The 23,240-nt window shown below is 45.0% G+C and carries 26 protein-coding genes and 1 other annotated feature; of the genes, 24 read left to right on the top strand and 2 right to left on the bottom strand.

Translation table 11 applies throughout. From position 1 onward, the window contains the following. Window positions 1-121: 121 nt before the first annotated feature. From L6I86_RS24510 to L6I86_RS24495, 4 genes are all read left to right on the top strand, one after another. On the top strand, window positions 122-1,048 hold the full coding sequence (locus tag L6I86_RS24510) for a prenyltransferase (RefSeq protein ID WP_236291035.1): 927 nt from the start codon (window positions 122-124) through the stop codon (window positions 1,046-1,048). 30 nt (window positions 1,049-1,078) lie between these two features. Further along, entirely contained in the window at window positions 1,079-1,807 is a 729-nt protein-coding gene (locus L6I86_RS24505) for a DUF6081 family protein (protein ID WP_236291034.1), read from the top strand. Between the two features lie 120 nt (window positions 1,808-1,927). Then, window positions 1,928-2,686, top strand: a complete 759-nt coding sequence (locus L6I86_RS24500) for a C1 family peptidase (protein ID WP_236291033.1) — start codon at window positions 1,928-1,930, stop codon at window positions 2,684-2,686. A 30-nt stretch (window positions 2,687-2,716) separates the two neighbouring features. Next, window positions 2,717-2,857, top strand: a complete 141-nt coding sequence (locus tag L6I86_RS24495; RefSeq protein WP_056609849.1) for a hypothetical protein — start codon at window positions 2,717-2,719, stop codon at window positions 2,855-2,857. A gap of 166 nt (window positions 2,858-3,023) precedes the next feature. On the opposite strand, the gene L6I86_RS24490 is transcribed toward L6I86_RS24495, so the two are convergent. After that, window positions 3,024-3,230 carry a DUF1657 domain-containing protein gene (locus L6I86_RS24490; RefSeq protein ID WP_171635169.1) on the bottom strand — a complete coding sequence of 69 codons (207 nt, stop codon included), beginning with the start codon at window positions 3,228-3,230 and terminating at the stop codon, window positions 3,024-3,026. A gap of 195 nt (window positions 3,231-3,425) precedes the next feature. On the opposite strand from L6I86_RS24490, the gene L6I86_RS24485 reads away from it, so the two are divergent. The 18 genes from L6I86_RS24485 (at window position 3,426) to leuS (ending at window position 20,879) form a co-directional block, all read left to right on the top strand. Then, window positions 3,426-4,286: a DUF421 domain-containing protein gene (locus tag L6I86_RS24485; protein WP_338113441.1), complete on the top strand. Its 861-nt coding sequence runs from the start codon at window positions 3,426-3,428 to the stop codon at window positions 4,284-4,286. A gap of 24 nt (window positions 4,287-4,310) precedes the next feature. Beyond that, the gene (spoVAC, locus tag L6I86_RS24480; RefSeq protein WP_056609847.1) at window positions 4,311-4,781 is read left to right on the top strand and encodes a stage V sporulation protein AC; all 471 of its coding nucleotides are present in this window, start codon (window positions 4,311-4,313) and stop codon (window positions 4,779-4,781) included. A gap of 4 nt (window positions 4,782-4,785) precedes the next feature. Then, window positions 4,786-5,805: a stage V sporulation protein AD gene (gene spoVAD, locus L6I86_RS24475; RefSeq protein WP_236291032.1), complete on the top strand. Its 1,020-nt coding sequence runs from the start codon at window positions 4,786-4,788 to the stop codon at window positions 5,803-5,805. Next, window positions 5,802-6,152, top strand: coding sequence for a stage V sporulation protein AE (spoVAE, locus tag L6I86_RS24470; RefSeq protein WP_056609845.1), 351 nt, complete (start codon window positions 5,802-5,804; stop codon window positions 6,150-6,152). Before spoVAD ends, spoVAE begins: the two co-directional genes overlap by 4 nt. 353 nt (window positions 6,153-6,505) lie before the next feature. After that, entirely contained in the window at window positions 6,506-7,465 is a 960-nt protein-coding gene (locus tag L6I86_RS24465; protein ID WP_236291031.1) for an AAA family ATPase, read from the top strand. 4 nt (window positions 7,466-7,469) lie between these two features. After that, window positions 7,470-8,756 (top strand): DUF58 domain-containing protein, encoded by a 1,287-nt coding sequence (locus L6I86_RS24460; protein ID WP_236291030.1) that lies wholly within the window; start codon window positions 7,470-7,472, stop codon window positions 8,754-8,756. Further along, a complete protein-coding gene (locus tag L6I86_RS24455) occupies window positions 8,749-10,980 on the top strand; it encodes a transglutaminase TgpA family protein (protein ID WP_236291029.1) in 2,232 nt (743 codons plus the stop codon). Before L6I86_RS24460 ends, L6I86_RS24455 begins: the two co-directional genes overlap by 8 nt. A 60-nt stretch (window positions 10,981-11,040) precedes the next feature. Beyond that, complete coding sequence (locus tag L6I86_RS24450; RefSeq protein ID WP_236291028.1) at window positions 11,041-11,817, top strand: alpha/beta hydrolase; 777 nt, start codon at window positions 11,041-11,043, stop codon at window positions 11,815-11,817. A 206-nt stretch (window positions 11,818-12,023) separates the two neighbouring features. Further along, window positions 12,024-12,518: a YqeG family HAD IIIA-type phosphatase gene (locus L6I86_RS24445; RefSeq protein ID WP_236291027.1), complete on the top strand. Its 495-nt coding sequence runs from the start codon at window positions 12,024-12,026 to the stop codon at window positions 12,516-12,518. Window positions 12,519-12,527: 9 nt separating this feature from the next. Further along, on the top strand, window positions 12,528-13,643 hold the full coding sequence (yqeH, locus tag L6I86_RS24440) for a ribosome biogenesis GTPase YqeH (RefSeq protein WP_236291026.1): 1,116 nt from the start codon (window positions 12,528-12,530) through the stop codon (window positions 13,641-13,643). A 20-nt stretch (window positions 13,644-13,663) separates the two neighbouring features. Continuing rightward, window positions 13,664-14,524: a shikimate dehydrogenase gene (gene aroE / locus L6I86_RS24435; RefSeq protein WP_236291025.1), complete on the top strand. Its 861-nt coding sequence runs from the start codon at window positions 13,664-13,666 to the stop codon at window positions 14,522-14,524. Between the two features lie 20 nt (window positions 14,525-14,544). Further along, window positions 14,545-14,838: a ribosome assembly RNA-binding protein YhbY gene (gene yhbY / locus L6I86_RS24430; protein ID WP_056609831.1), complete on the top strand. Its 294-nt coding sequence runs from the start codon at window positions 14,545-14,547 to the stop codon at window positions 14,836-14,838. Between the two features lie 12 nt (window positions 14,839-14,850). After that, a complete protein-coding gene (gene nadD / locus L6I86_RS24425; protein WP_236291024.1) occupies window positions 14,851-15,438 on the top strand; it encodes a nicotinate-nucleotide adenylyltransferase in 588 nt (195 codons plus the stop codon). After that, window positions 15,428-16,000 (top strand): bis(5'-nucleosyl)-tetraphosphatase (symmetrical) YqeK, encoded by a 573-nt coding sequence (gene yqeK, locus L6I86_RS24420; protein WP_236291023.1) that lies wholly within the window; start codon window positions 15,428-15,430, stop codon window positions 15,998-16,000. Before nadD ends, yqeK begins: the two co-directional genes overlap by 11 nt. 19 nt (window positions 16,001-16,019) lie before the next feature. Continuing rightward, complete coding sequence (gene rsfS, locus L6I86_RS24415; RefSeq protein WP_028557974.1) at window positions 16,020-16,367, top strand: ribosome silencing factor; 348 nt, start codon at window positions 16,020-16,022, stop codon at window positions 16,365-16,367. Then, on the top strand, window positions 16,364-17,260 hold the full coding sequence (locus L6I86_RS24410) for a CvfB family protein (RefSeq protein ID WP_236291022.1): 897 nt from the start codon (window positions 16,364-16,366) through the stop codon (window positions 17,258-17,260). Before rsfS ends, L6I86_RS24410 begins: the two co-directional genes overlap by 4 nt. A gap of 1 nt (window position 17,261) precedes the next feature. Then, window positions 17,262-18,023 carry a class I SAM-dependent DNA methyltransferase gene (locus L6I86_RS24405; protein WP_236291021.1) on the top strand — a complete coding sequence of 254 codons (762 nt, stop codon included), beginning with the start codon at window positions 17,262-17,264 and terminating at the stop codon, window positions 18,021-18,023. A gap of 71 nt (window positions 18,024-18,094) precedes the next feature. Next, window positions 18,095-18,338 (top strand) — a binding site (T-box leader). A gap of 81 nt (window positions 18,339-18,419) precedes the next feature. Further along, window positions 18,420-20,879 carry a leucine--tRNA ligase gene (gene leuS, locus L6I86_RS24400; protein WP_236291020.1) on the top strand — a complete coding sequence of 820 codons (2,460 nt, stop codon included), beginning with the start codon at window positions 18,420-18,422 and terminating at the stop codon, window positions 20,877-20,879. Window positions 20,880-20,907: 28 nt separating this feature from the next. Here the strand turns inward: leuS and comER are convergent, their stop codons facing one another. Next, window positions 20,908-21,741, bottom strand: coding sequence for a late competence protein ComER (gene comER, locus L6I86_RS24395; RefSeq protein WP_236291019.1), 834 nt, complete (start codon window positions 21,739-21,741; stop codon window positions 20,908-20,910). A 193-nt stretch (window positions 21,742-21,934) separates the two neighbouring features. Here comER and L6I86_RS24390 point away from each other — a divergent pair, with 193 nt between their 5' ends. Further along, the gene (locus L6I86_RS24390; RefSeq protein ID WP_236291018.1) at window positions 21,935-22,534 is read left to right on the top strand and encodes a ComEA family DNA-binding protein; all 600 of its coding nucleotides are present in this window, start codon (window positions 21,935-21,937) and stop codon (window positions 22,532-22,534) included. Window positions 22,535-22,637: 103 nt separating this feature from the next. Beyond that, on the top strand, window positions 22,638-23,150 hold the full coding sequence (locus L6I86_RS24385) for a deoxycytidylate deaminase (protein WP_068670901.1): 513 nt from the start codon (window positions 22,638-22,640) through the stop codon (window positions 23,148-23,150). Window positions 23,151-23,240 lie beyond the last annotated feature (90 nt).

Here is a 23,240-nt window from a genome sequence, read left to right as displayed (position 1 = left end):
TTCCGACTATTTACAGAGATGGCATACCGTGGTTTTAGGGGAATTGAAACCTACTTGAAGTACTACTAGGATTGGGATAGTATGAATAGCAGAGCAATTTTTGTTGAAAGGGACGTGAGAAATGAATAACCTCAACTTAAGTTTATTATTAAAAGCATCACGATTTCGGGTTATTCCAGTCATGGTTATTCCTGTCGTTTTAGGTGGATTAGGAGCAATCGTATGGAACGATACATTTCATCCTATCTTATTTGTGCTAACTTTCATTGGGTCAATTGCTGCGCACTTATTCTCGAATATGATTAATGACTTATGGGATTTTCGTAATGGCATTGATACAGCAGCCAAGGAAACAGCCTCAACGATTTCGACCAATTCAGGTTTTTTAGCCAATGGTACCATTGCAGAGCGAACGTTTAGTTTTCTGACATGGTCATTATTTGCAGTAGCCCTTATTTGTGGTCTTATCTTAAGCATAAGCAGCGGCTGGCTCGTACTCGTTTTCGGTGGTTTAGGTGCTTTGATTGCCTATTTCTATGTAGCACCGCCTATTAAATTTGGTTATCGCGGCAAAGGATATAGCGAGATTGCTATTTTGCTATCATTCGGCATTCTACCTACTTTAGGCAGCTATTATGTGCAGACGATGCAAGTCGATTATCGACCGATTTTGCTATCTTTGCCGATCGGCCTGTTGACTACATTAATTCTATTTAATCATCATTTCCTTCACTGGGAATCAGATCAAAGCGCGGGGAAGCGAACGCTAGTTGTTGTCTGGGGCGAGAAGAGAGCGCTCGTATTCTCCAAATGTTTATTCGTACTCTCTTATTTGGCTTTGATTTTGTGCGTAATAGTAGGCGTTTTCCCTTACTATGCCCTGCTTGCTTTAGTGACAGCCATACCATTTTATCGGGTATATGGTAATTTGAAGTCAGAGAATCCTTCACCGGCCTATCTGCCATTAATGGGTGCTTCACTAAAAGCAACAACCAGAGGCGGCTTGATTATGATGCTGGCTTTGGTCGTCCAAGCTATTTTTCAATGAGAATATTACAACAAAGTGAGGTCATAAGCGATGAGCAAGCAATTTACAATAGGTGATTTCCACACCATTTTATCTGAAGGCGAAGTTTGGAAAATAGGTGGGTTCCCGATGCCAGATGGGTCCTTCTGGGAATTCAGAGAGCCGAATGCGACGATTATTGTTCGAAATGGCATTCTATATGCACGTGCGCCGCTTAGCCGCAAAAATGACTATGTACAATTTCTAGATAACGCAAAGCATATGTATTATTCAGCTCAAGATGTTGAGGTGCCCGAAGAAGGAGAAATTTCATTCGAGCTTCAAATCCGTGCTCGCACGCAAAACACAGAGCCAAACGATTTATATGATGGCTTCGTCTCCTTGAATCTGCTTGATTTCACGACAGGCGCTGCGCTAGATTTCTTTGCTGGGAATGATAAGTATGCGAGTGTATATGCCGTACTTCCTTTCCCGGGTGTACAAGTTCCTGAGACAGACAAAACGCGCTTCTTCTGTATTTTCAAAGAGGAAACGAATTTCCAACCACGTGAATTCAATACGTACAAAATTACGTATCACCGCGGCAATGACGAAGTCATTTTCTATGTGAATGGTATCGAAGTGCGACGTGAGACAAATGTACCGATCAAATTCAATCGCTTCACAGTTGCCTTAGGTATGATGACGGAGAAGGATTTGACACCACAAGGCAGTGTCTCCTTGCATGGACAGACGATTATCGGCGAGTGGTCACCTGTAACAGTTACTATAACGGAATAAGAAGAAATACATGAAAGAGCTCGAACTTCGTTTCTGAAGTCGGGCTCTTTTTTGCACGCTCCTGCCTATGGGTGAATACACTGGAGTACTCAGCAATTAGGCTTCTTAGGAGGTACAGGTATGCGGAAATATACCGTCAAACAGGACCCTCGCGATTTTCGTGATTTCACATACAGGAGTGTCAATTATATTCGGGAATCTCAATTGCCGAGGCAAATCGATTTACGGGGCAAACTCACTCCGATTGTCAACCAAGGTTCTTTAGGATCATGCACATCAAATGCAATTGTAAGTGGTTTGCGAGAGTATTGGCTGCAATCTGAAGAAGAGAACCCAACGCGGCTATCACGCCTTTATCATTACTGGCATGAACGTGAGTTAGAAAATACGGTAAATCGTGATGCAGGGGCGACAATCCGTGACGGCATGAAAGTGTTGCATAAAACAGGCGTTTGTCCAGAGGAAGTATGGCCGTATAAGATTGCTAATTTTAAAGAAACACCGAATTATCAAGCGGAGTCTCTTGCTAGATATTATCGTATTGAAGGCTATCATCGCATTCATGATTTAGCAGGGATGAAGGCTGCGCTCGCGGATGGCTCTCCGGTTGTATTTGGAATATGGCTGTATGACTCATTTGAAAATAAGAAAGCTTCCAGTACTGGGAAAATTCCATATCCCAATCGGAAAAAGGAAAAACTTCTTGGCGGTCATGCGCTGCTTGCGGTTGGCTATAAGGATGGTAAGGAAAAAGGAAAAGGTGTTATTATTGCACGAAACTCATGGGGAACCGCATGGGGAGACGCAGGATACTGCTATATTCCTTATTCTTTTTTCAGTAATAAATCACTGACCTTTGATTACTGGACTGGTAAATAAATTTGTCTAATATAGAGGAGGCCTATTTCGATGATGAGTGTGGAAGATGCGAACAAGATCATAGCTTTCTTATCAGCAGCCTATTTCGCGACCTCAGATCCGGAAGCACAAAAGGAATTTAATCGGTTAGCCAATGAAGTGAGGAAAGCTTCGGGACAGCCGCCGCAATGAGTATCGGAAGGAATTTCAATGAAACGAGGGACGGCACTCATGCCAAAGGACCAACTGAAATTGCTCATTCTCATTTTATTTGTATTGCTAATTCTACTTCTTAGTTTGTTTTTTTGAAAAAAGAACAAACAGCCGCTGCGTTTTCCGCGCAGCGGCTGTTTGGCGTTTAAAAACCTTTGTATTGTGGCTCTTCATTCTCTAATTGCTGGACGCGATTGGCAACTTGATCTACGATTTGCTGGGTCGATTGGGCCGCTGTCTCATATAATTGCTTGGCCTCTTGATTTTGTGTGCTTAGTGCGAAGGTTTCAAGACTGGCTTGGGCACTTTTTAAGGATGCCAAAGTGGTTTTAACGTCTGAAGCTACTGTCATGTCGTATACACTCCTCAATTTGATAATGGATGAGAACAAATCAACGCCATATGTGCTCTCTTGTTTGCGGTTGTTAATATGCCCCCAATGTAAGTTATGCATGTTAACAAATAAATCCAATTTAGAGCAATAATAGTTAGGGGGCAAATGACACATAATGTAGATATTGAAAGTTGAAGAAGGGGGAGGAATGATGTGCCGGACTGGATACTTATTGCGATTCGAGCATTAAGTACCTTGATGTTTCTGTTTGTATTGACGCGGATTCTAGGTAAAAAACAAATTTCTCAGCTCACTTTCTTTGAATATGTGATAGGAATAACGCTCGGGGATCTAGCTGGGAACATTTCGACTGACGTTGAAGCAAATTATTTACATGGTGTAATTGCGATTCTAATATGGGTGCTTGTGCCATTAGTGCTGGAATTATTAACGTTAAAGAGTAAGATCCTTCGACTTTGGTTTGAAGGCAATGGCCGAGTTCTCATTAAGGATGGCAAGATTCTAGAAGGTAATTTAAAAAAGGAACGTTACACAGGGGATGAATTACTCGAACAGCTGCGTACAAAAGGTGTATTTCGGGTCGCGGATGTGGAATTTGCGATGCTGGAGTCCAGCGGTGATTTGAGTATTCTTCTGAAGAGTGAGAACCAACCACTAACGCCAAAGCATTTAGGGCTAAAGCTTCCTATAGAGAAACCAACTCAAGCCGTTATGATGGATGGTGTTATTCAAAATGAGCCCTTAGCTGCAGCGGGGAAAAGTAGAGGCTGGCTGCAAGATGAGCTTGAAAAAATGGGTGTGGCGAAAGAAAATGTATTTCTTGGACAAGTTGATACACATGGTGAATTAACCGTGGATCTTTTTGATGACAAAGTAGTCATACCGGCATCTACCGAACGCCCTGCCGTACTTGCGTGCCTGAAGAAATGTGAAGCAGATCTAGAGTTGTACGCATTGACGACGCAGAATTCTGAGGCAAAACAGATGTATGAAACATGTTCCATGCAGTTAAATCAAATTATCCAGCAGGTACATACGATTCTCAGAGCTTAGGTTTTGAGGGAATAGGAGTAAGTCATGCCTAACAACAAGAAGAAAAACTTAACGATGACACAACAGGAGTACCAAAAATTAGCTAAGCAGCAAGAACCCAAAAGACCTGTACTTAAAAATTGCGGAAGAGCCTTTCTGGTAGGTGGGACAATTTGCTTGATCGGTGAGTGCTTTATGCATTTGTTCATAAATTGCTTTGGTTTTACGGAGAAGACCGCCGGCAACCCCACCGTTGCTGTCATGATAATTATCTCGGTTATCTTAACAAGCTTGGGTATTTACGACAAAATCGCACAGTGGGCAGGTGGTGGAAGCTCTGTCCCAGTTACTGGCTTTGCGAACTCACTATGTTCCGCAGCAATTGAGCATCGTGCTGAGGGGCTTGTGCTCGGTGTTGGCGGCAATATGTTTAAATTAGCGGGTTCTGTCATAGTTTTTGGAACAGTGGCCGCCTTTTTTGTAGGGATTGCACATCTGATCTTCACGGGGGGCTGACAAGATGCTGAAGGGACACCAAAGCTGGCTATTTGAAAATCGGCCTGTCATTCTTTCAACAGGCACTGTTGTTGGTCCTGATGAAGGAAAAGGACCGCTCAATGAAGATTTTGATATCGTCCACGGCGATTTGACTGTTGGTCAAAAAACGTGGGAAAAAGCTGAGAAAGCGTTGCTGGAGGAAGCTGCTCAGCTTGCACTGACGAAATCCGGCCTTACCGACGGCCAAATCCAGTTCTATGTTGGGGGAGATCTGATGAATCAGATCATCTCCAACACGTTCGCTGCGCGGACACTGAATATCCCTTATCTAGGGATATTCGGTGCTTGCTCCACGTCGATGGAAGGGCTAGCGTTAGCTGCTCAACTAGTAGACTCTGGTGCAGCCAACTATGTCATGGCTGGCACGTGCAGCCATAATTGCACGGCGGAGAAGCAATTCCGTTATCCTACGGAATATGGGTCTCAGAAGCCGCCGACGGCGCAGTACACCGTCACTGGCGCTGGGGTGGCCGTGCTTGGGAGGACTGGTGACGGCCCTGTCGTCACCGCGGCCACGATCGGACGAGTCGTGGATATGGGGATCACGGATCCGTTTAATATGGGCGCTGCCATGGCGCCTGCCGCTGTCGACACGATCCAAACACATTGCCGCGAGTTGAATCGCGACCCATCCTATTACGATCTTATCGTGACGGGGGACCTCGCATCGGTGGGGATCAGCATTGCACGTGAGCTCTTTCACAAGCATCAATTCCCTATCGAGCAGACAACCTATAGCGATTGTGGATTAATGATCTTTGATCGAGAAACGCAAACGGTACAAGCTGGGGGGAGTGGTTGCGGTTGCTCTGCTACGGTGACCTATGGGCACTTATTAAAGCGTATGGCAAAAGGAGAATTAAAGCGAATCCTCGTTGTCGCAACAGGTGCCTTGCTTTCACCAATTTCATTCCAACAAGGTGAAAGTATTCCCTGTATCGCACATGCTGTTTCCATAGAGTCTGGAGGTTTATACGTATGAGTTTTTTCTGGGCATTTGTTGTTGGAGGAGCCATCTGTGTACTGGGGCAGCTGATGATGGACGTTGGGAAATTAACACCAGCCCACACTATGAGCACGTTGGTTGTGCTAGGTGCGATTGCCGATGGCTGCAATTTATATGAACCGTTGATTGCCTTTGCTGGCGCTGGTGCGACAGTGCCGATCACGAGTTTCGGGAATGCACTCGTTCATGGGGCTCTGGAAGAACTGCATAAGGAAGGCTATATAGGTATTATTACAGGTATTTTCAAGGTGACCAGTGCAGGGATTTCCGCTGCGATCATCTTCTCCTTTTTAGCTGCTTTGTTTGTGAAACCCAAGGGTTGAAGCAGGCTGATGCGGAAGGCTAAATATAATGCAAAAAAGACGCCAGGAGGCGTCTTTTTTTGCGTTTATGTATCGTTTACGGTGGTGGGCTTTTGGAATTGTTTCGGTAATTCGTCTAGGGCTCATTTACGTGGTTAATTTTAACAAATAACTTTAGAGGATTTACAAGTATACGGAAGAAAAAGTTTCCTGTAAACTAGATTTACGTACATTTCCTTTGTTTTCTGAGCGAAACAGAAGATGAAGCAGGTTCGTACCAAAAAAGCGATGTTTACGCATATAAGCTTTCGATGAAAACTCAGAAGTGCTTACGAAGCAAGTTTTGCAAGCAAAACTCTAAGGAGGATCAACACATGGAAACTGCCACCCAGCATCATGTAGAAGTACTAGCTAGGCTGAAAGCAAATTTAGAATCATGTATTCTTGGCAAAAGTGCCGAAATTGAATTGTTGCTTACTGCGATGTTGGCAGGTGGTCATGTTCTGCTTGAGGATGTCCCAGGGACAGGTAAAACTGTACTCATTAAAGCGCTGGCGAAGTCTATTAATGGTCAATTTCGCCGTATTCAATGTAACCCGGACTTATTGCCAACGGATATAACTGGCGTATCTATATATCACCCTAAAAAAGAGGAGTTTCTTTTCCGATCTGGGCCGATTATGACTAATATTTTATTAGTTGATGAAATTAACCGTGCGACGACCAAAACGCAATCAGCTCTTCTTGAAGCGATGGAAGAACAACATATTACGGTAGATGGTGATTTGCATGAACTGCCATCCCCGTTCCTCATGCTAGCCACTCAGAATCCGATTGATTTTGAGGGAACGTATACATTGCCAGAGGCACAATTAGATCGATTTATGATCAAGTTGAGCTTAGGCTACCCAAGTGAAGCTGCTGAGAAAATGATGATAGCTTCCCAAAGCAAGGTACATCCGATGGAAGCGCTGCATGCCATTGTGGATACGAAGCAAGTTCTTGAAATTCAAGAGCAGGTTCGCCTGGTGCATTTGGATGAAGCCGTGGCTGATTACTTGGTTACAATTTCGAGAAAAACACGGGAACATCACGCGGTCTTCCTCGGTGCGAGTCCAAGGGCTACGCTATCGTTGGTATTAGCCTCCAAAGCCTATGCCTTCTTACATGGTCGCGATTATGTCATCCCAGATGATATTAAATATTTAGCTCCTTTTGTACTGGGTCACCGTATGATCCTTCAAATGGAAGCGCGTATGGATGGTGTAAGTATCGCCTCTGTGCTCGCGACGATTTTTGAGCAAGTACGGGTTCCGGTTAGATTGGAGAAGTGAGCCTATGAAACGACCGGTATTCAAACGATTCGGGGAACTCACCCGGCTTCCGGCACCTTTTTGGCTACTTGTAACTTGCTTGGCGGCTAGCTTGTTATTCATGCTATTTCAAGGTGGCAAGTTGGCTTCCATGCTGTTCATAACGATGACTTTTTTAACGATCTATTTACTCTCTGGGAACTGGAGCGGTATCAGACGTGTACAGGGGACTCGGAAGCTTACGAATACAAGCGTAGAAGCCAAACTGGAGGCAGGACAATCTTTACAAATTCAGCTCGGTGTCCAATTACCAGGCTATTGGCCAGTTCCCTACGTGATGATTAAAGATCAGCTTATACGTCAGAATGGGGACGAATCTGTTTTCGAAGGATCTATCGTTCCGGACTGGAAACGTCGGGGTGAATTCACGTATAGCACGCCTCCGCTTCGGAGAGGGTATTATCGTTTTGGAGAAACGGAATGCTTGACCGAAGATATTTTCGGCTTTTTTCAGCATAAAGGTCGATTAGATCTGCAACAACCGATAACTGTGTATCCCCAAACCGTTACGATTCGCGAATGGGCGCAATTTCATCAAATGCTCAAAGGTATGCAGCATCACTCAACGGCGACGAGCGCACACCGGGAAACGACTCAAATCAATGGTGTTCGTGAGTACATTTATGGTGATCGCCTTTCACGTATACACTGGAATGCAACGGCGAAGACAGGGACTTGGAAGTCGAAGGAGTTCGAGCGAGAATCCTTGCCGAAAACCATCGTTTTATTGGACCGAACTGCTCGAGCATACCGAGATGCGGCCGAATTTGAGCTAGCAGTGTCTGTTGCAGCATCTCTATTCCGATACGGAACTGGACGCGAAATGGCACTTGGTTTACTGTCGATTGGCAAGGAATTTACTTACTTTGAACCGAAGCACAGTCAGCATCATTACAAGGAAATTGTTAAACATCTCGTTGGTGTTGATGCGGATGGTTTTCAAACGCTAGGCCAGATTTTGAAGGAACGTTCACAGGATTGGCCTGCAGGTAGTTTAATTGTGCTCATTTCTCCTCAAAAAGGTAGTGCAATGCTGCAGATGTTTCAGCAAATGGCACTGCTTCAAATGAAGCCATGTCATATTTGGGTTCATGGTCAAGCAGATCAAGCTTTCAGCCCACAGGGTGTGGAGCATATTTCGGCACATGAGGATTATATTAAGGCCATTCGCTCACAAGGCTATATGGGGTATGAAGTAAGTCAATTGACGGACTTGCCTAACCTCTTGGGAGGGGCGAAACGGTATGCCTAACACATGGTGGAGCAGAATTCTTCTCAAGGATTGGGCATTGCGCGTATCTGCGATATTCGTGGGGATATTCCTTTACCAATTTCTGATTTGGATTATGAAAGAAGATGGTTTGTGGCTTCCAGAGACGGTTACGTTCGTTACCTGGACCTTAGTTCTTACTACAGCGACCTACTGTATTCCCAAAATAAAAGACGGCCCACGAGGGTTTCTCCAATTCGTTCTTATCATCTGGTTCCATGGTTTGGGCATGGGCTATCATTGGGTAGCCGTACATATTACAACATGGAAAGAGGCGCTTCGTTTCATTGGACTTAATGCGGGGCAGCTTGAACCGTATATTTGGTTTAGTTTGGGAGCATGGATCATTTATTTATTCGCCATGTGGTCCGTTCAATCAAGGTTCCGTATTGTTGTCCTTATCTTTGTTAGCATTTTGTTTTTTGCTGTACGTGATTCCTTTAGTATGATTTTTCTGTGGCCGCAAGTGGCGATGATTATGCTTTGTGGATTTCTGCTTTTAATTGTGAGACATTTCTCCCAATTGAAGAAGAAAGCGCCAGACGTTTGGGAAACGATTTCCGATTATCCGTCTTCATTTACCGTTCCTATTCTTATTTTAATTGGTGTGATTACTTTAGCAGGCGTATTCGCTCCGACTGTAAATCCTATACTGACAGACCCTTACACAGCTTGGAAAGTGAGTCGTGGGGAAACGGTGCCGTTGCTTGGCAAAGGGGTTAGCATTGCCACATCTACTGCGGATGCCTCATCCGGCTATAGCCGAGATGACAGCCGCCTGGGTGGTGGATTTCGATTTGATTACACGCCGGTGATGACCGTTGAATCTACCAAACGAACCTACTTTCGTGGGGAAACCCGATCGATGTATAATGGTAAAGGATGGGAGCTTGGGCCGACGGAGAAGAGATTGCCTGCGTATCGGGTGAATTTGAATCCGTTACCGCTAGACCCACGTTTTGATGTATCACAATTGAAAACACAAGAAGTTACTCAAAGTGTTGTGATGGATCGAGATGAGACGTTCCCGGTCTTATTCGGGGGCTATGCCATTCAGAAAATAGTGGAAATCAATCAAGGTGAGAATCCGTTCCAACGCATCATTTGGACACCGCGACAATCGGAACTTCGATTTACGGGACGGACTAATTATCCGAAAGACTACTCGATCGTTGTCCAAGAGCCGATTCTAGAGGAAGATCTACTGCGTCAAACGCAGCAAGATTTTACCAACAAACCGGAGTGGGCAGAATACCTGCAAGTTCCTGTAGATTTACCTGAGCGAGTGAAGCAGTTAGCGCTTGATATTACGAAATCCGCGACTAATCCTTATGATAAAGCGAAATTGATTGAGAAGTATTTATCCGAACATTATCCTTATACGAATACGCCTGATGAAACAAAAGGGAAGAGCAAGGATTTCGTGGATCGTTTCTTATTCGAAGTGAAACAGGGATATTGTGACTACTACTCGACTGCAATGGCTGTCCTCACACGATCGCTTGGATTACCTACTCGTTGGGTGAAAGGATACTCCTCAGGCGCTTCTTCGATTGCTGACGACATTCGCGAGCAGGGTATATTGAGCCAGTTAGGAGCAACACTTGATTTAGACGGTGCTGGCACTTATACGGTTCGCAACTCAGATGCGCATTCTTGGGTAGAAGTTTACTTTGAAGGCTTTGGCTGGATCTCTTTCGAGCCAACCTCCGGCTTTGCGTTGCCTAATGTGTTCCCTGAAGCAGCACCTGTTGTAGAAGATTTACCCACAGACACTGAACCTAGCACATTGCCTGAAGAAACAACAGAAGCAGCAAGTTTCACATGGCTCTGGCTGACATTAAGTGGTGTAGTTGTCGCAGCACTTCTTGCTGTTGCTGTATTCTTTTTAGTAAGAAGCGAGGCGTGGCATAATTGGCGTGCTCGCAGGAAACAGCTGCAAGTCGTGAATTTTAATCAGAAAATCATCGTTGAATTTGAAAGAATGCTCCGTGCTTGTCGTCGTAAAGGATATACGCGATATGAGTATGAAACGGTGCGCGAAGCAACGACCAGGTGGTCGACGCAGAGCAAGTGGATGAAGAAAGAGCTGGAAACTTTAATTGAACTGTTCGAACGTGCAAAATACAGCCAATTAGCCGTGTCTGAAGTTGAATATCAACAAGCAAACCAATTAATTATCCGTGTAAAAGAACAAATTAAATGATGAGCCGAAGCCACTCTCCCATCTAGGAGGGTGGCTTCCTATGAGAGGAGATTTATTCAGATGGCGTTTATCGATTGTCATTTTCATTCAGAATCCCTTGGTGTCGCAGTTTCCATGCATGTCATCTTACCTCAAGTTGCCAAAAGTCAGATTGGACTAGCCTCACATGCTTTTGGTGGAAAGCACCCTACTCTCTTTTTGTTGCATGGATTGTCCGACGACCATACCATATGGATGCGTAGAACATCCATTGAGCGCTATGCTTCTCAGCATGGAATTGCTGTGATTATGCCAGCTGTAAACCGCAGCTTTTATGCAGATATGGCGTCAGGTCCAAAGTATTGGGAGTTCATTAGTGAAGAATTACCTGTGTTAGCAAGATCATTCTTTCCTTTAGCCGAAGAACGAGAGTTGAATTACGTGGCCGGTTTGTCTATGGGGGGTTATGGCGCGATGAAGTTGGCACTTGCGCATCCGAATCGGTATGCAGCGGGAGCGAGTTTGTCAGGAACCGTAGATATTGTTGAGCGCGCTAATGCATTTCCGAATGATTTTCAATTAATTTATGGCGATGTGACGACGATAAAAAATACCCCAAATGATTTATTCTATCTCGCCAATCAGCTTGTTGCTAGTAAACAAGAGCAACCTAAGCTCTATCAATGTTGTGGTACTGAGGATTTTCTATATGAAGATAACATTCGATTCAGGGATTATTGCCTAGCACAAGGGCTGGCAATTACCTATGAAGAAGAGTCCGCCACCCATGAATGGGGATATTGGGATCGCAAAATTCAACGCGTTTTAGAGTGGTTGCCGTTGCCAACAAGAGACTAGTGAGAAAAACTTCAATCGAAGTCGTTCGAGGATGATAGACCGCGTTCTAAATGTTGTTTTTATCGCCAATACGAATTTGTTCTTCCGTGTCGGAAAACTATAAATTCTTATGTGGTGAGAAAATATGTTCTTTTCTTTTTGCAACAAACGAGGCACTATGATATAGTTTCACGTATATGTCAAGGAAGCAGTTGGAGGGAATTTGTTTGCTGAAAAAGCTTGTACCCAGACAGTCTGTTCATACAATTTATGATATTGATGCCAATCACCTATGGGGATTCGGTATTCGCGGAATTATAACGGATCTTGATAATACACTTGTCGGTGCACGTGATCCACATGCGACACCTGAGTTAATAGAATGGCTGAATCATTTGCAGCAGATCGGCTTCAAAGTTGTTATTGTGTCGAACAACCACCATAACAGAGTTTCGACCTTTGCTAAGCCACTGGGCATTCCGTTTATTCACCGTGCCAAAAAACCGACGAATGCTTCCTTCCATAAAGCGATGAAGCTGCTTGGAACGAATGTGCGACAGACTACTGTTATCGGGGATCAAATGCTGACAGATGTGCTTGGAGGCAATCGAATGGGGTTATACACGATCCTAGTTCAACCTATCTCAAGAAAAGATGAAGGCTTCTTCACAAAAGTGAATCGGCAGATTGAGAAATGGGCTCTAGCAAGGATGAAGAAATAGGGAGGTTTCATGAGTACAGAAACAATACAACATTGTGCGGGTTGCGGCATTGGGCTGCAAACAGAAGTCAAAAGTAAGCTGGGCTTTATTCCAGAGGTTGCTTTGCAGAAGGAACCTTTGATTTGCCAGCGCTGTTATCGGATTAAGCATTATAATGAGTCTTCGAGTATTACCCTTCAACAAGACGACTTCCTGAAATTATTAGGACATGTTGGTCAAACGAAGGCGTTAGTCGTGAAGATCGTGGATATTTTTGATTTTGAAGGCAGTATGATTAGCTCACTTGCCCGATTTATTGGGAATAATCCCGTTCTACTCGTAGTTAACAAAATTGATTTACTTCCGAAAGTGACGAATGCCAACAAAATCATTAACTGGGTGCAGCGCAGAGTCAAGGAAGAGAACCTTAAGGTTGTTGATATCGTGCTTTGCAGCGCGAAGAAAAACATCGGTTTCGATCGTGTTATTTCGGCTGTACAAGAATATCGCGGCAACATGGACGTTTACGTGGTTGGTGCTACGAACGTAGGGAAATCGACGCTCATTAATCGTCTGATCAGTGATTACAGTGATCTGGAAGCCGAATTAACGACGTCACAATATCCGGGAACTACACTTGATCTAGTCAAAATCCCTCTGGATGACGGGAAATTCATTATTGATACACCTGGGATTGTGTACAAGCATCGTCTTACGGAGGTAGTTAAGAAGCGCGATTTAACGCCACTCATGCCGGACAAACCGCTGAAACCAATGGTATTTCAACTTAATGAGGGACAAACCTTATTCTTCGGTGCGTTAGTTCGTTTTGATTTTATCCAAGGTGAGCATCAATCCTTCACCATATATACGTCAAATGCCATTCAGATTCATCGTACGAAGCTAGAGCGAGCGGATCAGTTATATGAAGAACATAAGGGTGTTATGCTGACTCCTCCGGCGCAGGCGGATCTTGAAGAGCTTCCGAAGCTGGTCAAACATCCGTTGCACATTCCGAAGGGGAAACAGATGGATGTGCTGATCTCTGGTTTGGGATGGATTAAAGTGAACAGCCTTGCTGGTGCTCAGCTTGCTGTGCATGCACCGAAAGGTATCAAAGTTATTACACGGGAGTCGTTGATTTAGAAGAGAACATGGGGGAGATCATGGATAAACTTCGGACGATCGATAGTCATACAGTTTTATACGGGGTTTTCGGGGATCCGATCAGGCATTCTCGTTCACCGATTATGTTGAATCGTGCTTTTCAGGAAGCGGGCATCAATGGCGTATATGCAGCTTTTCACGTGAAGCCAGAAGCGCTTGGCGAGGCAGTTCGGGGAATTAGGGCACTTGGTTATCGCGGAGTGAATGTGACGATTCCGCATAAAGTTGATGTCATGAACTACCTTGATGAGATCGATGAAGGGGCTTTAATCGTTGGCGCAGTCAATACCATTGTGAATGAGAATGGTAAGCTCAAAGGCTTTAATACCGATGGGATCGGGTATGTTCGTTCTTTGAAGGAAGAGACGGGAATCGAGCTCAAAGGTAAACGAGTTCTTGTACTTGGTGCTGGCGGCGCGGCGAGAGGTGTTGCTTATGCACTTGCGAAAGAAGGAGCGAGCTGCATTTATATCGCGAATCGTACCAAGGAGCGTGCAATCGAATTGGCAGCCACAATTGGCGCATTCACCGAAACCGTTGGTTTAGGGATGGACGAGCTGGATAACGTTGTGGACAATGTGGAATTCGTGCTGAATACGACTTCCGCTGGTATGCATCCTAATGTTGATGAGCTCCCTTTACCGCTTCACCTGCTACGGCCGCATCACCTTGTTAGTGATCTTATTTATAACCCGCGAATCACGAGATTTCTTCGTGAAGCGGAAGCCGTTGGGGCGCGCATTCATGGCGGGCTCGGCATGTTTATTTATCAAGGCGCGTATGCCTTCGAGTATTGGACAGGTACACCTGCGCCGGTTTCGGCGATGAGACAGGTGGTAGAACAGTCGTTAACTGAATAAGAATGAATAGAGGGACATCAATGTTATCAGGCAAACAAAAAAGATATTTGCGCTCTTTGGCGCATCATGTAGATCCAATTTTTCAAGTAGGTAAAGGTGGCGTGAATGAGCATTTGATTCGTCACATCAATGAAGCAATTGAAGTTCGTGAATTGATCAAAATTACGGTTCTCAACAACAGTGGAGAAGATCGTCAAGAGGTCGGAGCTGAATTATCCGAGAAATCTGGCGCAGAGCTTGTTCAGGTTATTGGGAAAATCGTCGTGCTTTACAAAGAATCGCGTGACAATAAGAAGATTGAACTGCCGCGCTAATGAGGTGGACGTATGCTTGTCGGAATTATGGGAGGTACGTTCGATCCCATTCATACCGGTCATTTAATCGCAGCTGAACGTGCGAGGGTGGAAGGGGGCTTGGACGAGGTTTGGCTTATGCCAGCGAACGTCCCGCCGCATAAACCTAATGCCCCGAAAGGAACGAGCCAGCAGCGTTGGGAGATGGTTTGCCTTGCTGCAGAAGGCAATCCTTTTTTTCGTCCTATCGATATCGAAATTAACAAAGGCGGCGTATCCTATAGTATCGATACGATCGAGCTGTTGAAATCGCAATATCCGGACATCGCGTTCACTTACATTATTGGCGCGGATATGGTTCAGTATTTGCCGCAGTGGCATCGCATCGATGACATCGTGCGGCATATTCATTTTATTGGATTAGCTAGACCTGGTTATGAGCTGGACTTGAAACAGCTTCCCGAACATATCCGAAACCGAGTGAAGCTTGTTCCGATGCCCCTCGTTGAAATTTCATCGACAGCTATTCGGGCGTTGAGACTGAAGAGGGATCCTGTCAGGTATCTTGTGCCAGATAAGGTTGGGCAATTCATGGAGGTGAATGGCTTATATGAAACGTGAAGAACTCATGGCAGCTGTGAAGGAGCAAATGCCGGAGCGGCGTTGGCAGCATACGCTTGGTGTGATGGAAACGAGCGTTATGCTGGCAGAACGATTTGGCGGGGATGCGGTCAAAGCGGATGTTGCAGCGATTTTGCACGATTATTGCAAGTATTGGCCTACTGGGGAGCAAGCTAAGATTATTCGTGAGAACGATTTACCGCAAGATTTGTTAGTTTTCGATAAGGAGTTATGGCATTCACACGCAGGGGCTTTCATTGCGAAGACGCAATTCGGAATCGACGACGAGGAAATTTTAGATGCAATTCGGTATCATACGTCTGGTCGAGAACAGATGACGCTGCTTGACAAAATTGTTTGCTTGGCGGATTATATGGAGCCAGGTCGTGATTTTCCAGGAGTCGAAACTATTCGTGAACTGGCAAAAACGAGTCTTGAACGCGCGTTGATTGCTGGTTTCGACTCCACGATCAACTTCTTGATTTCCAAAGGAAAGCGCATTTATCCATTAACAATTTTGACACGGAATGATTTATTGGAACAAATACAACTACACACCTAATGACATGGAGGATGATTGCATGAGTAAAAACCCAGAAGAAATATTAGCATTCGTTGTTGAGGCAGCGGAAGACAAGAAAGCGGCAGATATCGTTAGCCTGAATTTGAAAGGCGTATCCTTAATCGCTGATTATTTCGTTATTTGTCACGGGAATTCGGAAACACAAGTTCAAGCGATTGCGGGCGAGGCTCGTAAAAAAGCACACGAACATGGTGTTCATATTCGTGGGTTTGAAGGCGTTGATACCGCAAGATGGGTACTGCTTGATTTAGGGGATGTTGTTCTCCACGTTTTCCATCGTGATGACCGTGAATACTATAACATCGAAAGACTTTGGTCCGATGCTAAAGTTGTGGAGCGCGTATGAGAATGGAAGCAGGATCCCTTGTTACCTTAGAGGTAGCAAGGGAAGTTCCACCAAACGGCTTCTTCCTGAGCGATGGTTATCAGGATTTTCTGCTCCCTTACGCAGAAATCGTAGGTAATCGAATTAGTCCGGGAGATAAAGTGGAAGTGTTTTTATTCCACGATACGCAGGATCGAATCATGGCCACTATGAAACGTCCACTACTGACCATGGGTCAGGTGGGACTTTTAGAGGTTGTTGATATTCATCCGCGTTTCGGCTATTTCTTGGAAATGGGTCTAGGACGTCATCTGCTTTTACCATACCGGAATGTACCTGAATTCGAGGATCTTCGTCCTCAAGTTGGGGACAAAGTGTATGCAACGCTTGCGCATGACCGACAAGGCCGATTAATTGCTAAGTTGGCGCTTGAAGAGGATTTGGCTCCACTTTGTGTAAGAGCACCTTCAAGTTGGACGAACCAATGGGTGAAAGCACGCGTGTATCGCCCTCTGCAAATGGGTACTTTCGTCATCTGTGAAGCAGGTGTCCTTGGATATGGCGTCATTGGGCTTATCATCCCACAAGAGCGAACACGTTTACTTCGCGTAGGTGAGCAAGTGGATGTAAGGATTGCTTTCGTCCGTGAAGAAGATGGACGAGTTAATCTATCCATGAGGCTTCCTAAGGAAAAAGGACGCGATGAAGATGCAGATCGCATCCTTGAAGTGCTGCGTGAACGCCCAGGAAATGCGATGCCATTCTCGGATAAAACACAAGCTGATGTTATTAAAGATAAATTCGGACTAAGTAAGGCAGCCTTCAAACGTGCCTTAGGTAAACTTATGAAAGATGGGCTCATCTATCAGGAAGCAGATTGGACCTATCTGAAACAAGAGGAGACGCAAGGCTGAGATGAGTTACGAAAAATTCGCCTACACGTACGATCGCTTGATGAACAGCATGCCGTATGAAGACTGGCTTCGATTTGTGAAGGAAAGTTTCGTGCGGTTTGGTGTAAAGCCTGCAACGCTCGTTGATTTAGGTTGCGGAACAGGTAATTTGTCAATTCCATTGGCTTCTGAAGGTATTCAGGTGACTGGCATAGATCTGTCCGAGGATATGTTGGCTGTCGCTGAGCAGAAGTATAGCGAACAACCCAGTCAGCTTCGCGGCGGTGGCATTCGTTGGATTCAGCAGGATATACGCGAATGGGAACTTGGCGAGGAAGTGGATATGGCGATCTCGTTTTGTGACAGCCTCAACTATTTACTAGAGGAAGAAGACATCGTGGATGCTTTCCGTCAAACATGGGCGGGACTTAAGCCAGGTGGGATATTCCTCTTTGATGTACATACGCCACAGCAATTGTTCGCATATGCAGAATCGCAGCCCTTTTTTCTAAATGAAGACGATGTTGCTTACATATGGACAAGCGAATTAGATGAGGAACGTGTTCAGATTGAACATGATTTAACGATCTTCGTCAAGGACATCGGCCAGCAGGAAACCTTCCGTCGCATTGATGAGACGCATGAACAAAGAGCATATCCCTTGCAGTGGCTGGAACAAATGCTGATCGAGGTAGGTTTTCGTGAGGTACATCAAGCAGCTGACTTTACATGGGAGCAACCTACTGAGAAGACAGAGCGCGCTTTCTTCATTGCGAAAAAATAATGCCGACGGGATTCGTCATCGGCTTGACAGTGCGGCATTATTTTACATATAATCAAAGCTAATCAGTTGTATGGAAAGCTTAGATGAGGAATAGTACCTTGTACAGCATCTTTCAGAGAGTCGGAGCTAGGGTGTGAGCCGGCAGATGTTAGTCTTGAGAACTCGCCTCGGAGCTAGAAGGTGAACCGCCTGATCCTGGATCAGATGCGCTAGCTGGATCGTCTCACCCGCGTTAAGGGGCAGAGTGAACACAGGTGAAGAACGCCTTGTGTTAACTAGGGTGGTACCACGGGAATTATACCTCTCGTCCCTAGCGATATCCGCTAGCGATGTGAGGTTTTTTTGTGCGTATAGGCATACATGAGCAGAGAGCAACTTAAGGAGGCATGGAAGGTCATGACACAGGAATTGAAAGAAACGAAAGAACAACAGGGCTATAATCCGCAAGCGATTGAACCCAAATGGCAGGCTTACTGGGATGCGAAGAAAACTTTTAAGGTATTGGAAAATTCGGATAAGCCGAAATTCTATGCGTTGGATATGTTCCCATACCCATCAGGAGCTGGCTTGCACGTAGGTCATCCAGAAGGCTACACAGCGACAGATATCGTTTCCCGTTTTAAACGGATGAGAGGCTTTAATGTCCTTCACCCAATGGGCTGGGATGCGTTCGGACTTCCTGCTGAGCAATATGCCTTAGACACAGGGAATGATCCTCGCGAATTTACGAAGAAAAACATTGATACGTTCCGCCGTCAAATTAAATCACTGGGCTTCTCCTATGATTGGGATCGGGAGATTAGTACGACGGATCCGGAGTATTACAAATGGACACAATGGATTTTCATCCAGCTGTACAATAAAGGGCTTGCTTACGTCGACGAAGTGCCAGTTAACTGGTGTCCAGCGCTAGGTACGGTTTTGGCTAATGAGGAAGTCATCGATGGATTGAGCGAACGTGGTAACCATCCAGTAATTCGGAAACCGATGCGTCAGTGGATTTTGAGAATTACGGAGTATGCGGAACGTTTGCTTGAAGATCTTGAGGAACTTGATTGGTCTGAAAGTATTAAAGATATGCAGCGTAACTGGATTGGTAAATCGACTGGTGCTGAGGTTCAATTCGCGATTGAAGGTCATGCGGAGAAAAGTTTAACGGTTTTCACTACGCGTCCAGATACACTCTTCGGTGCAACTTATTGTGTATTAGCGCCGGAACATGAGCTTGTAGCGCAGATCACAACTGAAGCGCAATCAGCTGCGATCAAAGAATATCAAGAGAAAGCTTCACGTAAAAGCGACTTGGAGCGTACAGATTTGGCGAAAGACAAATCCGGTGTGTTCACAGGGTCTTATGCGATCAATCCGGTTAATGACACGAAAGTGCCGATCTGGATCGCTGATTATGTCCTTGGCGGTTACGGTACTGGGGCGATCATGGCAGTTCCAGGTCACGATCAACGTGACTGGGAATTTGCGAAGCAATTTGATTTGCCAATTATCGAAGTGGTTCAAGGCGGAGACGTGGAGAAGGAAGCCTATGCAGGCGACGGCAAGCATGTGAATTCTGGTCCAATCGATGGATTGAACATTGAGCAAGGCATTAGCCACATGATCGCTTGGTTGGAGCAAAATAGCAAAGGCCGCGGCAAAGTAACGTATCGTTTGAGAGATTGGCTGTTCAGTCGTCAACGCTACTGGGGTGAGCCGATTCCAATTCTTCACCTTGAAGATGGCACCATGAAACCTGTTCCTGTGGATCAACTGCCATTATTGCTTCCACAAGTGGATGAAATCAAACCATCCGGTACTGGGGAGTCACCGCTTGCTAACGTTTCTGAATGGGTGAATACGATTGACCCAGAAACGGGTATGAAAGCTCGCCGTGAGACGAATACGATGCCGCAATGGGCGGGAAGCTGCTGGTATTACCTGCGTTTCATCGATCCAAAGAATGATCAAGCCTTCTGTTCAGATGAGCTGCAAAAGCAATGGTTGCCAGTTGATCTATATATTGGTGGAGCGGAGCACGCAGTTCTTCACTTGCTGTACGCACGTTTCTGGCATAAAGTGCTTTATGATCTTGGTTTTGTGCATACCAAAGAGCCATTCCATAAGCTTGTTAACCAAGGGATGATTCTTGGCGAGAACATGGAGAAAATGAGTAAATCACGCGGCAATGTTGTGAATCCAGATGATATCGTGAGCGATCAAGGTGCGGATACACTTCGTATTTATGAAATGTTCATGGGACCATTGGAAGCGACTAAACCGTGGAATACAACGGGTGTAGACGGAATCTACCGTTTCTTGAATCGCGTGTGGAGACTGTTCGTTGATGACAACGGTCAAGTTCACTCCAAAATTAGCGCAGATGAGATGCTAGGCAGCGATACATTTAAACGTACATGGCACCGTTCGATCAAAAAAATTACAGAAGATTTCGATGCGCTTCGCTTCAACACAGCGATTAGTCAAATGATGATTTTCGTAAATGAAGCTTACAAAACAGAGCGCTTGCCACTGGAAGCGATGAAAAACTTCGTGCAAATGCTTTCCCCGATCGCACCTCACTTAGCAGAAGAGCTTTGGGAGAAATTAGGCGGCGTAGAATCCATTACGTACGAAGCATGGCCAGCTTATGATGAAGCATGGACCGTGGATAATGAAGTTGAAATCGTTGTTCAGATCAATGGGAAAATTGTTGATCGCGTGATGATTTCCAAAGATACAGATGAAGCAGCGATGGAGAAAATGGCTTTTGAACTCGACAAAGTCAAAGAAGCGACCGCCGGAAAGGCCGTTCGCAAATTGATTGTTGTAAAGGGTAAATTAGTCAATATCGTCGTTGGTTAAGAAATGAAGGTCTAATGCGTTGGGAAGGCTACTGCTTTTGCTTTAAGGTGAAAAGCTGCTCAGCCTTCTCAATGTCTTCTTCATATTTCGCATGTGTAGCATTAATTACTTGAGAGAAAACTCCGCAAAGCTCTTTTTCCAAAATACGCAAACCCTCTGCCGTGATGCCTCCAGGAACAGATACCCGCTTTTGTAAGCTAACAGGGTTGAAGCCTCCCGTTGTAAGTAACTTTCCTGTACCTAACGTCATTTCACTTGCCAGTAATGTGGCCTCTTCAGCAGAAATACCTGTTTCTTCTACAGCCGCATCAATGAATGCTTGAATAAAGCTAGCTAGAAAAGCAGGTCCACAACTAGATAAATCTGATGAAATTCTCGTATAATTCTCGGATACACGTATGGGTGTAGAAATATGTGTAAAAATGTTTTCAAGCCATTCTTTATCTTCAGGCTGCATGCGATTTCCATGAATACATAACGTAGCACCACTTAAAACGTAGTTCGTGATACTTGGTATGATTTTACTAATTTTAGCTGGTAAAAGACCTTCTAAATGCTTAATCAGAATAGGACTCGTGATGGATATTATAAATTGAGAGGAAAGCACGTCCTCTTTGATTTCATCAATAACCTTTATGAATTCAGATGGTTTCACACATAAGAAAATCAAATCACTTCCACGCACGACTTCTCGATTCGTTTCAGCCACGTGCAGGCCAGGATAGTTCTCCGCAAGTAGTTCAACTTTACGTGATGTGCGATTGCTAGCAATAATTTGCTCGGGATTGAATGCCCCGGAATGAATGAATGCTTCAATCAGTATACTTCCCATACTTCCAGTACCGATGAATCCAGCTTTCATCAAGTGATCCCTCCCGATAAAATCAGTCTTTATACGAATACCAACCTATAATCGCGGTCGCTCAGCCATGAAAGGCAAGGATAGAGGTCCAAGCATCGTCTCATCCGTATTGTGACTAGTCGTGTGGTCAATGGGACGCTTTTTCATGTATATGGTTGCCCAAACGCAAATATGCTAAGAAAGAAGGTAGTATGTGGATTTATTTGGAAATAAAATAAAGAAAATTGGGCTGATTCTTGGTGCTGTCTCGCTTTTTGTTTGGGTTGTGTGGCCATTTCTACGTGGAGGACAGGCAACCATTCAAACAGCGTTCATGCCGATCAATGCCCAGATGGAAGAATTGCTTGTGCAAGGGGAGAATGAGAAAAAAGCGGCAACAGGGAAAGCTGCGTCCGTCGGTAATGAAAAAGCTAGAGTAACACCAAAGGCGAGTTCGAATGAATCATCGTCATCTTCAGAAGTGATATCCACACCCTCAAGTTCAACGGGAGCAAGCACGCAAACTTCGCCTCCATCTTCAGAGACTCATCCAACCTCCGCTGCTAGTCCTGTACCTCCAATACCTGCACTTCCATCGAATGAAGCTCAAAAGAGACTTTTAGATTTAAACACGGCTACGTTGGAGCAGTTAGATAAACTGCCGGGGATCGGAGAAAGTAAAGCCAAAACTATTCTCGAGTACCGTATGAAAAAGGGACGTTTCAAGCGAGTCGAAGAACTCAAGGACGTGAAAGGGATCGGAGATAAAATGTTTGAGAAGCTGAAAGGGTTCATATATGTAGGGCCAGTCTAGCGTCGTCTTTTCATTTCTAGCAAAATATGAGAAAATACTAGAAATCGTTTTAACTTCGCAAATAGTAATGGAAAATCTAGTCATCAGGAGGGAGTCAATCATCATGAGCATCCGGAAAGATTGGGATACGTATTTCCTCGATATTGCCTATATGGCCTCCACACGCTCACGGTGCAATCGTAGACATGTTGGAGCAGTACTCGTTCAAGGAAAGAAGTTGCTCGGAACAGCGTATAATGGCGCACCGATGGGCGTAGCAGATTGCACGGAAGCAGGCTGCATGCTTGTGGAAGAAATCGAGCTGAAGGTCGTTGCCGATGTAGAAGAAGTCGTGCGGAAACACCGTTGCATACGTACCATTCATGCAGAGCAGAATTTATTGCTTTTTACCGATCGGGAAGATCGCGAGGGTTCTACCGTATATGTGACGGATCAGCCTTGCTGGACCTGTGCTAACATGTTGGCTAACAGCGGAGTGACAGAGATCGTGTTTCATCGGGGGTATCCGAAGGATCATGAGAAGGTTAGCGAGTTGATGGGAGCTAGAGGCATCTCGTTCCGTCAGTTGACCGCATATGAGCCGCCTGCAGGTACGGTATCGGAGGTAGTGAATTAATTAGCACGCTGCCAGCTTTGACGAAGCCTAGAAAGCACGCGTTCATGCAAATGTGCTTGTTTGATTCGTATTCGAGAGCTAGGGAATTAG

Origin of the sequence: Paenibacillus allorhizoplanae, from assembly GCF_927798215.1 — a bacterium.
In the GTDB taxonomy this organism is placed as follows: domain Bacteria; phylum Bacillota; class Bacilli; order Paenibacillales; family NBRC-103111; genus Paenibacillus_E; species Paenibacillus_E allorhizoplanae.
The sequence above is the reverse complement of the archived record's forward strand: the minus strand, read 5'-3'. Positions and strand labels throughout refer to the sequence as shown.

Bases quoted from the DNA above. Each gene is read 5' to 3' on its own strand.
- spoVAC (WP_056609847.1), top strand. From the start codon at position 4,311: ATGCCTAACAACAAGAAGAAAAACTTAACGATGACACAACAGGAGTAC.
- L6I86_RS24500 (WP_236291033.1), top strand. From the start codon at position 1,928: ATGCGGAAATATACCGTCAAACAGGACCCTCGCGATTTTCGTGATTTC.
- yqeK (WP_236291023.1), top strand. From the start codon at position 15,428: ATGAAACGTGAAGAACTCATGGCAGCTGTGAAGGAGCAAATGCCGGAG.
- yhbY (WP_056609831.1), top strand. From the start codon at position 14,545: ATGTTATCAGGCAAACAAAAAAGATATTTGCGCTCTTTGGCGCATCAT.
- L6I86_RS24385 (WP_068670901.1), top strand. From the start codon at position 22,638: ATGAGCATCCGGAAAGATTGGGATACGTATTTCCTCGATATTGCCTAT.
- nadD (WP_236291024.1), top strand. From the start codon at position 14,851: ATGCTTGTCGGAATTATGGGAGGTACGTTCGATCCCATTCATACCGGT.
- leuS (WP_236291020.1), top strand. From the start codon at position 18,420: ATGACACAGGAATTGAAAGAAACGAAAGAACAACAGGGCTATAATCCG.
- rsfS (WP_028557974.1), top strand. From the start codon at position 16,020: ATGAGTAAAAACCCAGAAGAAATATTAGCATTCGTTGTTGAGGCAGCG.
- L6I86_RS24455 (WP_236291029.1), top strand. From the start codon at position 8,749: ATGCCTAACACATGGTGGAGCAGAATTCTTCTCAAGGATTGGGCATTG.
- L6I86_RS24410 (WP_236291022.1), top strand. From the start codon at position 16,364: ATGAGAATGGAAGCAGGATCCCTTGTTACCTTAGAGGTAGCAAGGGAA.
- L6I86_RS24510 (WP_236291035.1), top strand. From the start codon at position 122: ATGAATAACCTCAACTTAAGTTTATTATTAAAAGCATCACGATTTCGG.
- L6I86_RS24495 (WP_056609849.1), top strand. From the start codon at position 2,717: ATGATGAGTGTGGAAGATGCGAACAAGATCATAGCTTTCTTATCAGCA.
- spoVAE (WP_056609845.1), top strand. From the start codon at position 5,802: ATGAGTTTTTTCTGGGCATTTGTTGTTGGAGGAGCCATCTGTGTACTG.
- yqeH (WP_236291026.1), top strand. From the start codon at position 12,528: ATGAGTACAGAAACAATACAACATTGTGCGGGTTGCGGCATTGGGCTG.
- L6I86_RS24465 (WP_236291031.1), top strand. From the start codon at position 6,506: ATGGAAACTGCCACCCAGCATCATGTAGAAGTACTAGCTAGGCTGAAA.
- L6I86_RS24460 (WP_236291030.1), top strand. From the start codon at position 7,470: ATGAAACGACCGGTATTCAAACGATTCGGGGAACTCACCCGGCTTCCG.
- L6I86_RS24490 (WP_171635169.1), bottom strand. From the start codon at position 3,230: ATGACAGTAGCTTCAGACGTTAAAACCACTTTGGCATCCTTAAAAAGT.
- spoVAD (WP_236291032.1), top strand. From the start codon at position 4,786: ATGCTGAAGGGACACCAAAGCTGGCTATTTGAAAATCGGCCTGTCATT.
- L6I86_RS24450 (WP_236291028.1), top strand. From the start codon at position 11,041: ATGGCGTTTATCGATTGTCATTTTCATTCAGAATCCCTTGGTGTCGCA.
- L6I86_RS24405 (WP_236291021.1), top strand. From the start codon at position 17,262: ATGAGTTACGAAAAATTCGCCTACACGTACGATCGCTTGATGAACAGC.
- aroE (WP_236291025.1), top strand. From the start codon at position 13,664: ATGGATAAACTTCGGACGATCGATAGTCATACAGTTTTATACGGGGTT.
- L6I86_RS24505 (WP_236291034.1), top strand. From the start codon at position 1,079: ATGAGCAAGCAATTTACAATAGGTGATTTCCACACCATTTTATCTGAA.
- comER (WP_236291019.1), bottom strand. From the start codon at position 21,741: ATGAAAGCTGGATTCATCGGTACTGGAAGTATGGGAAGTATACTGATT.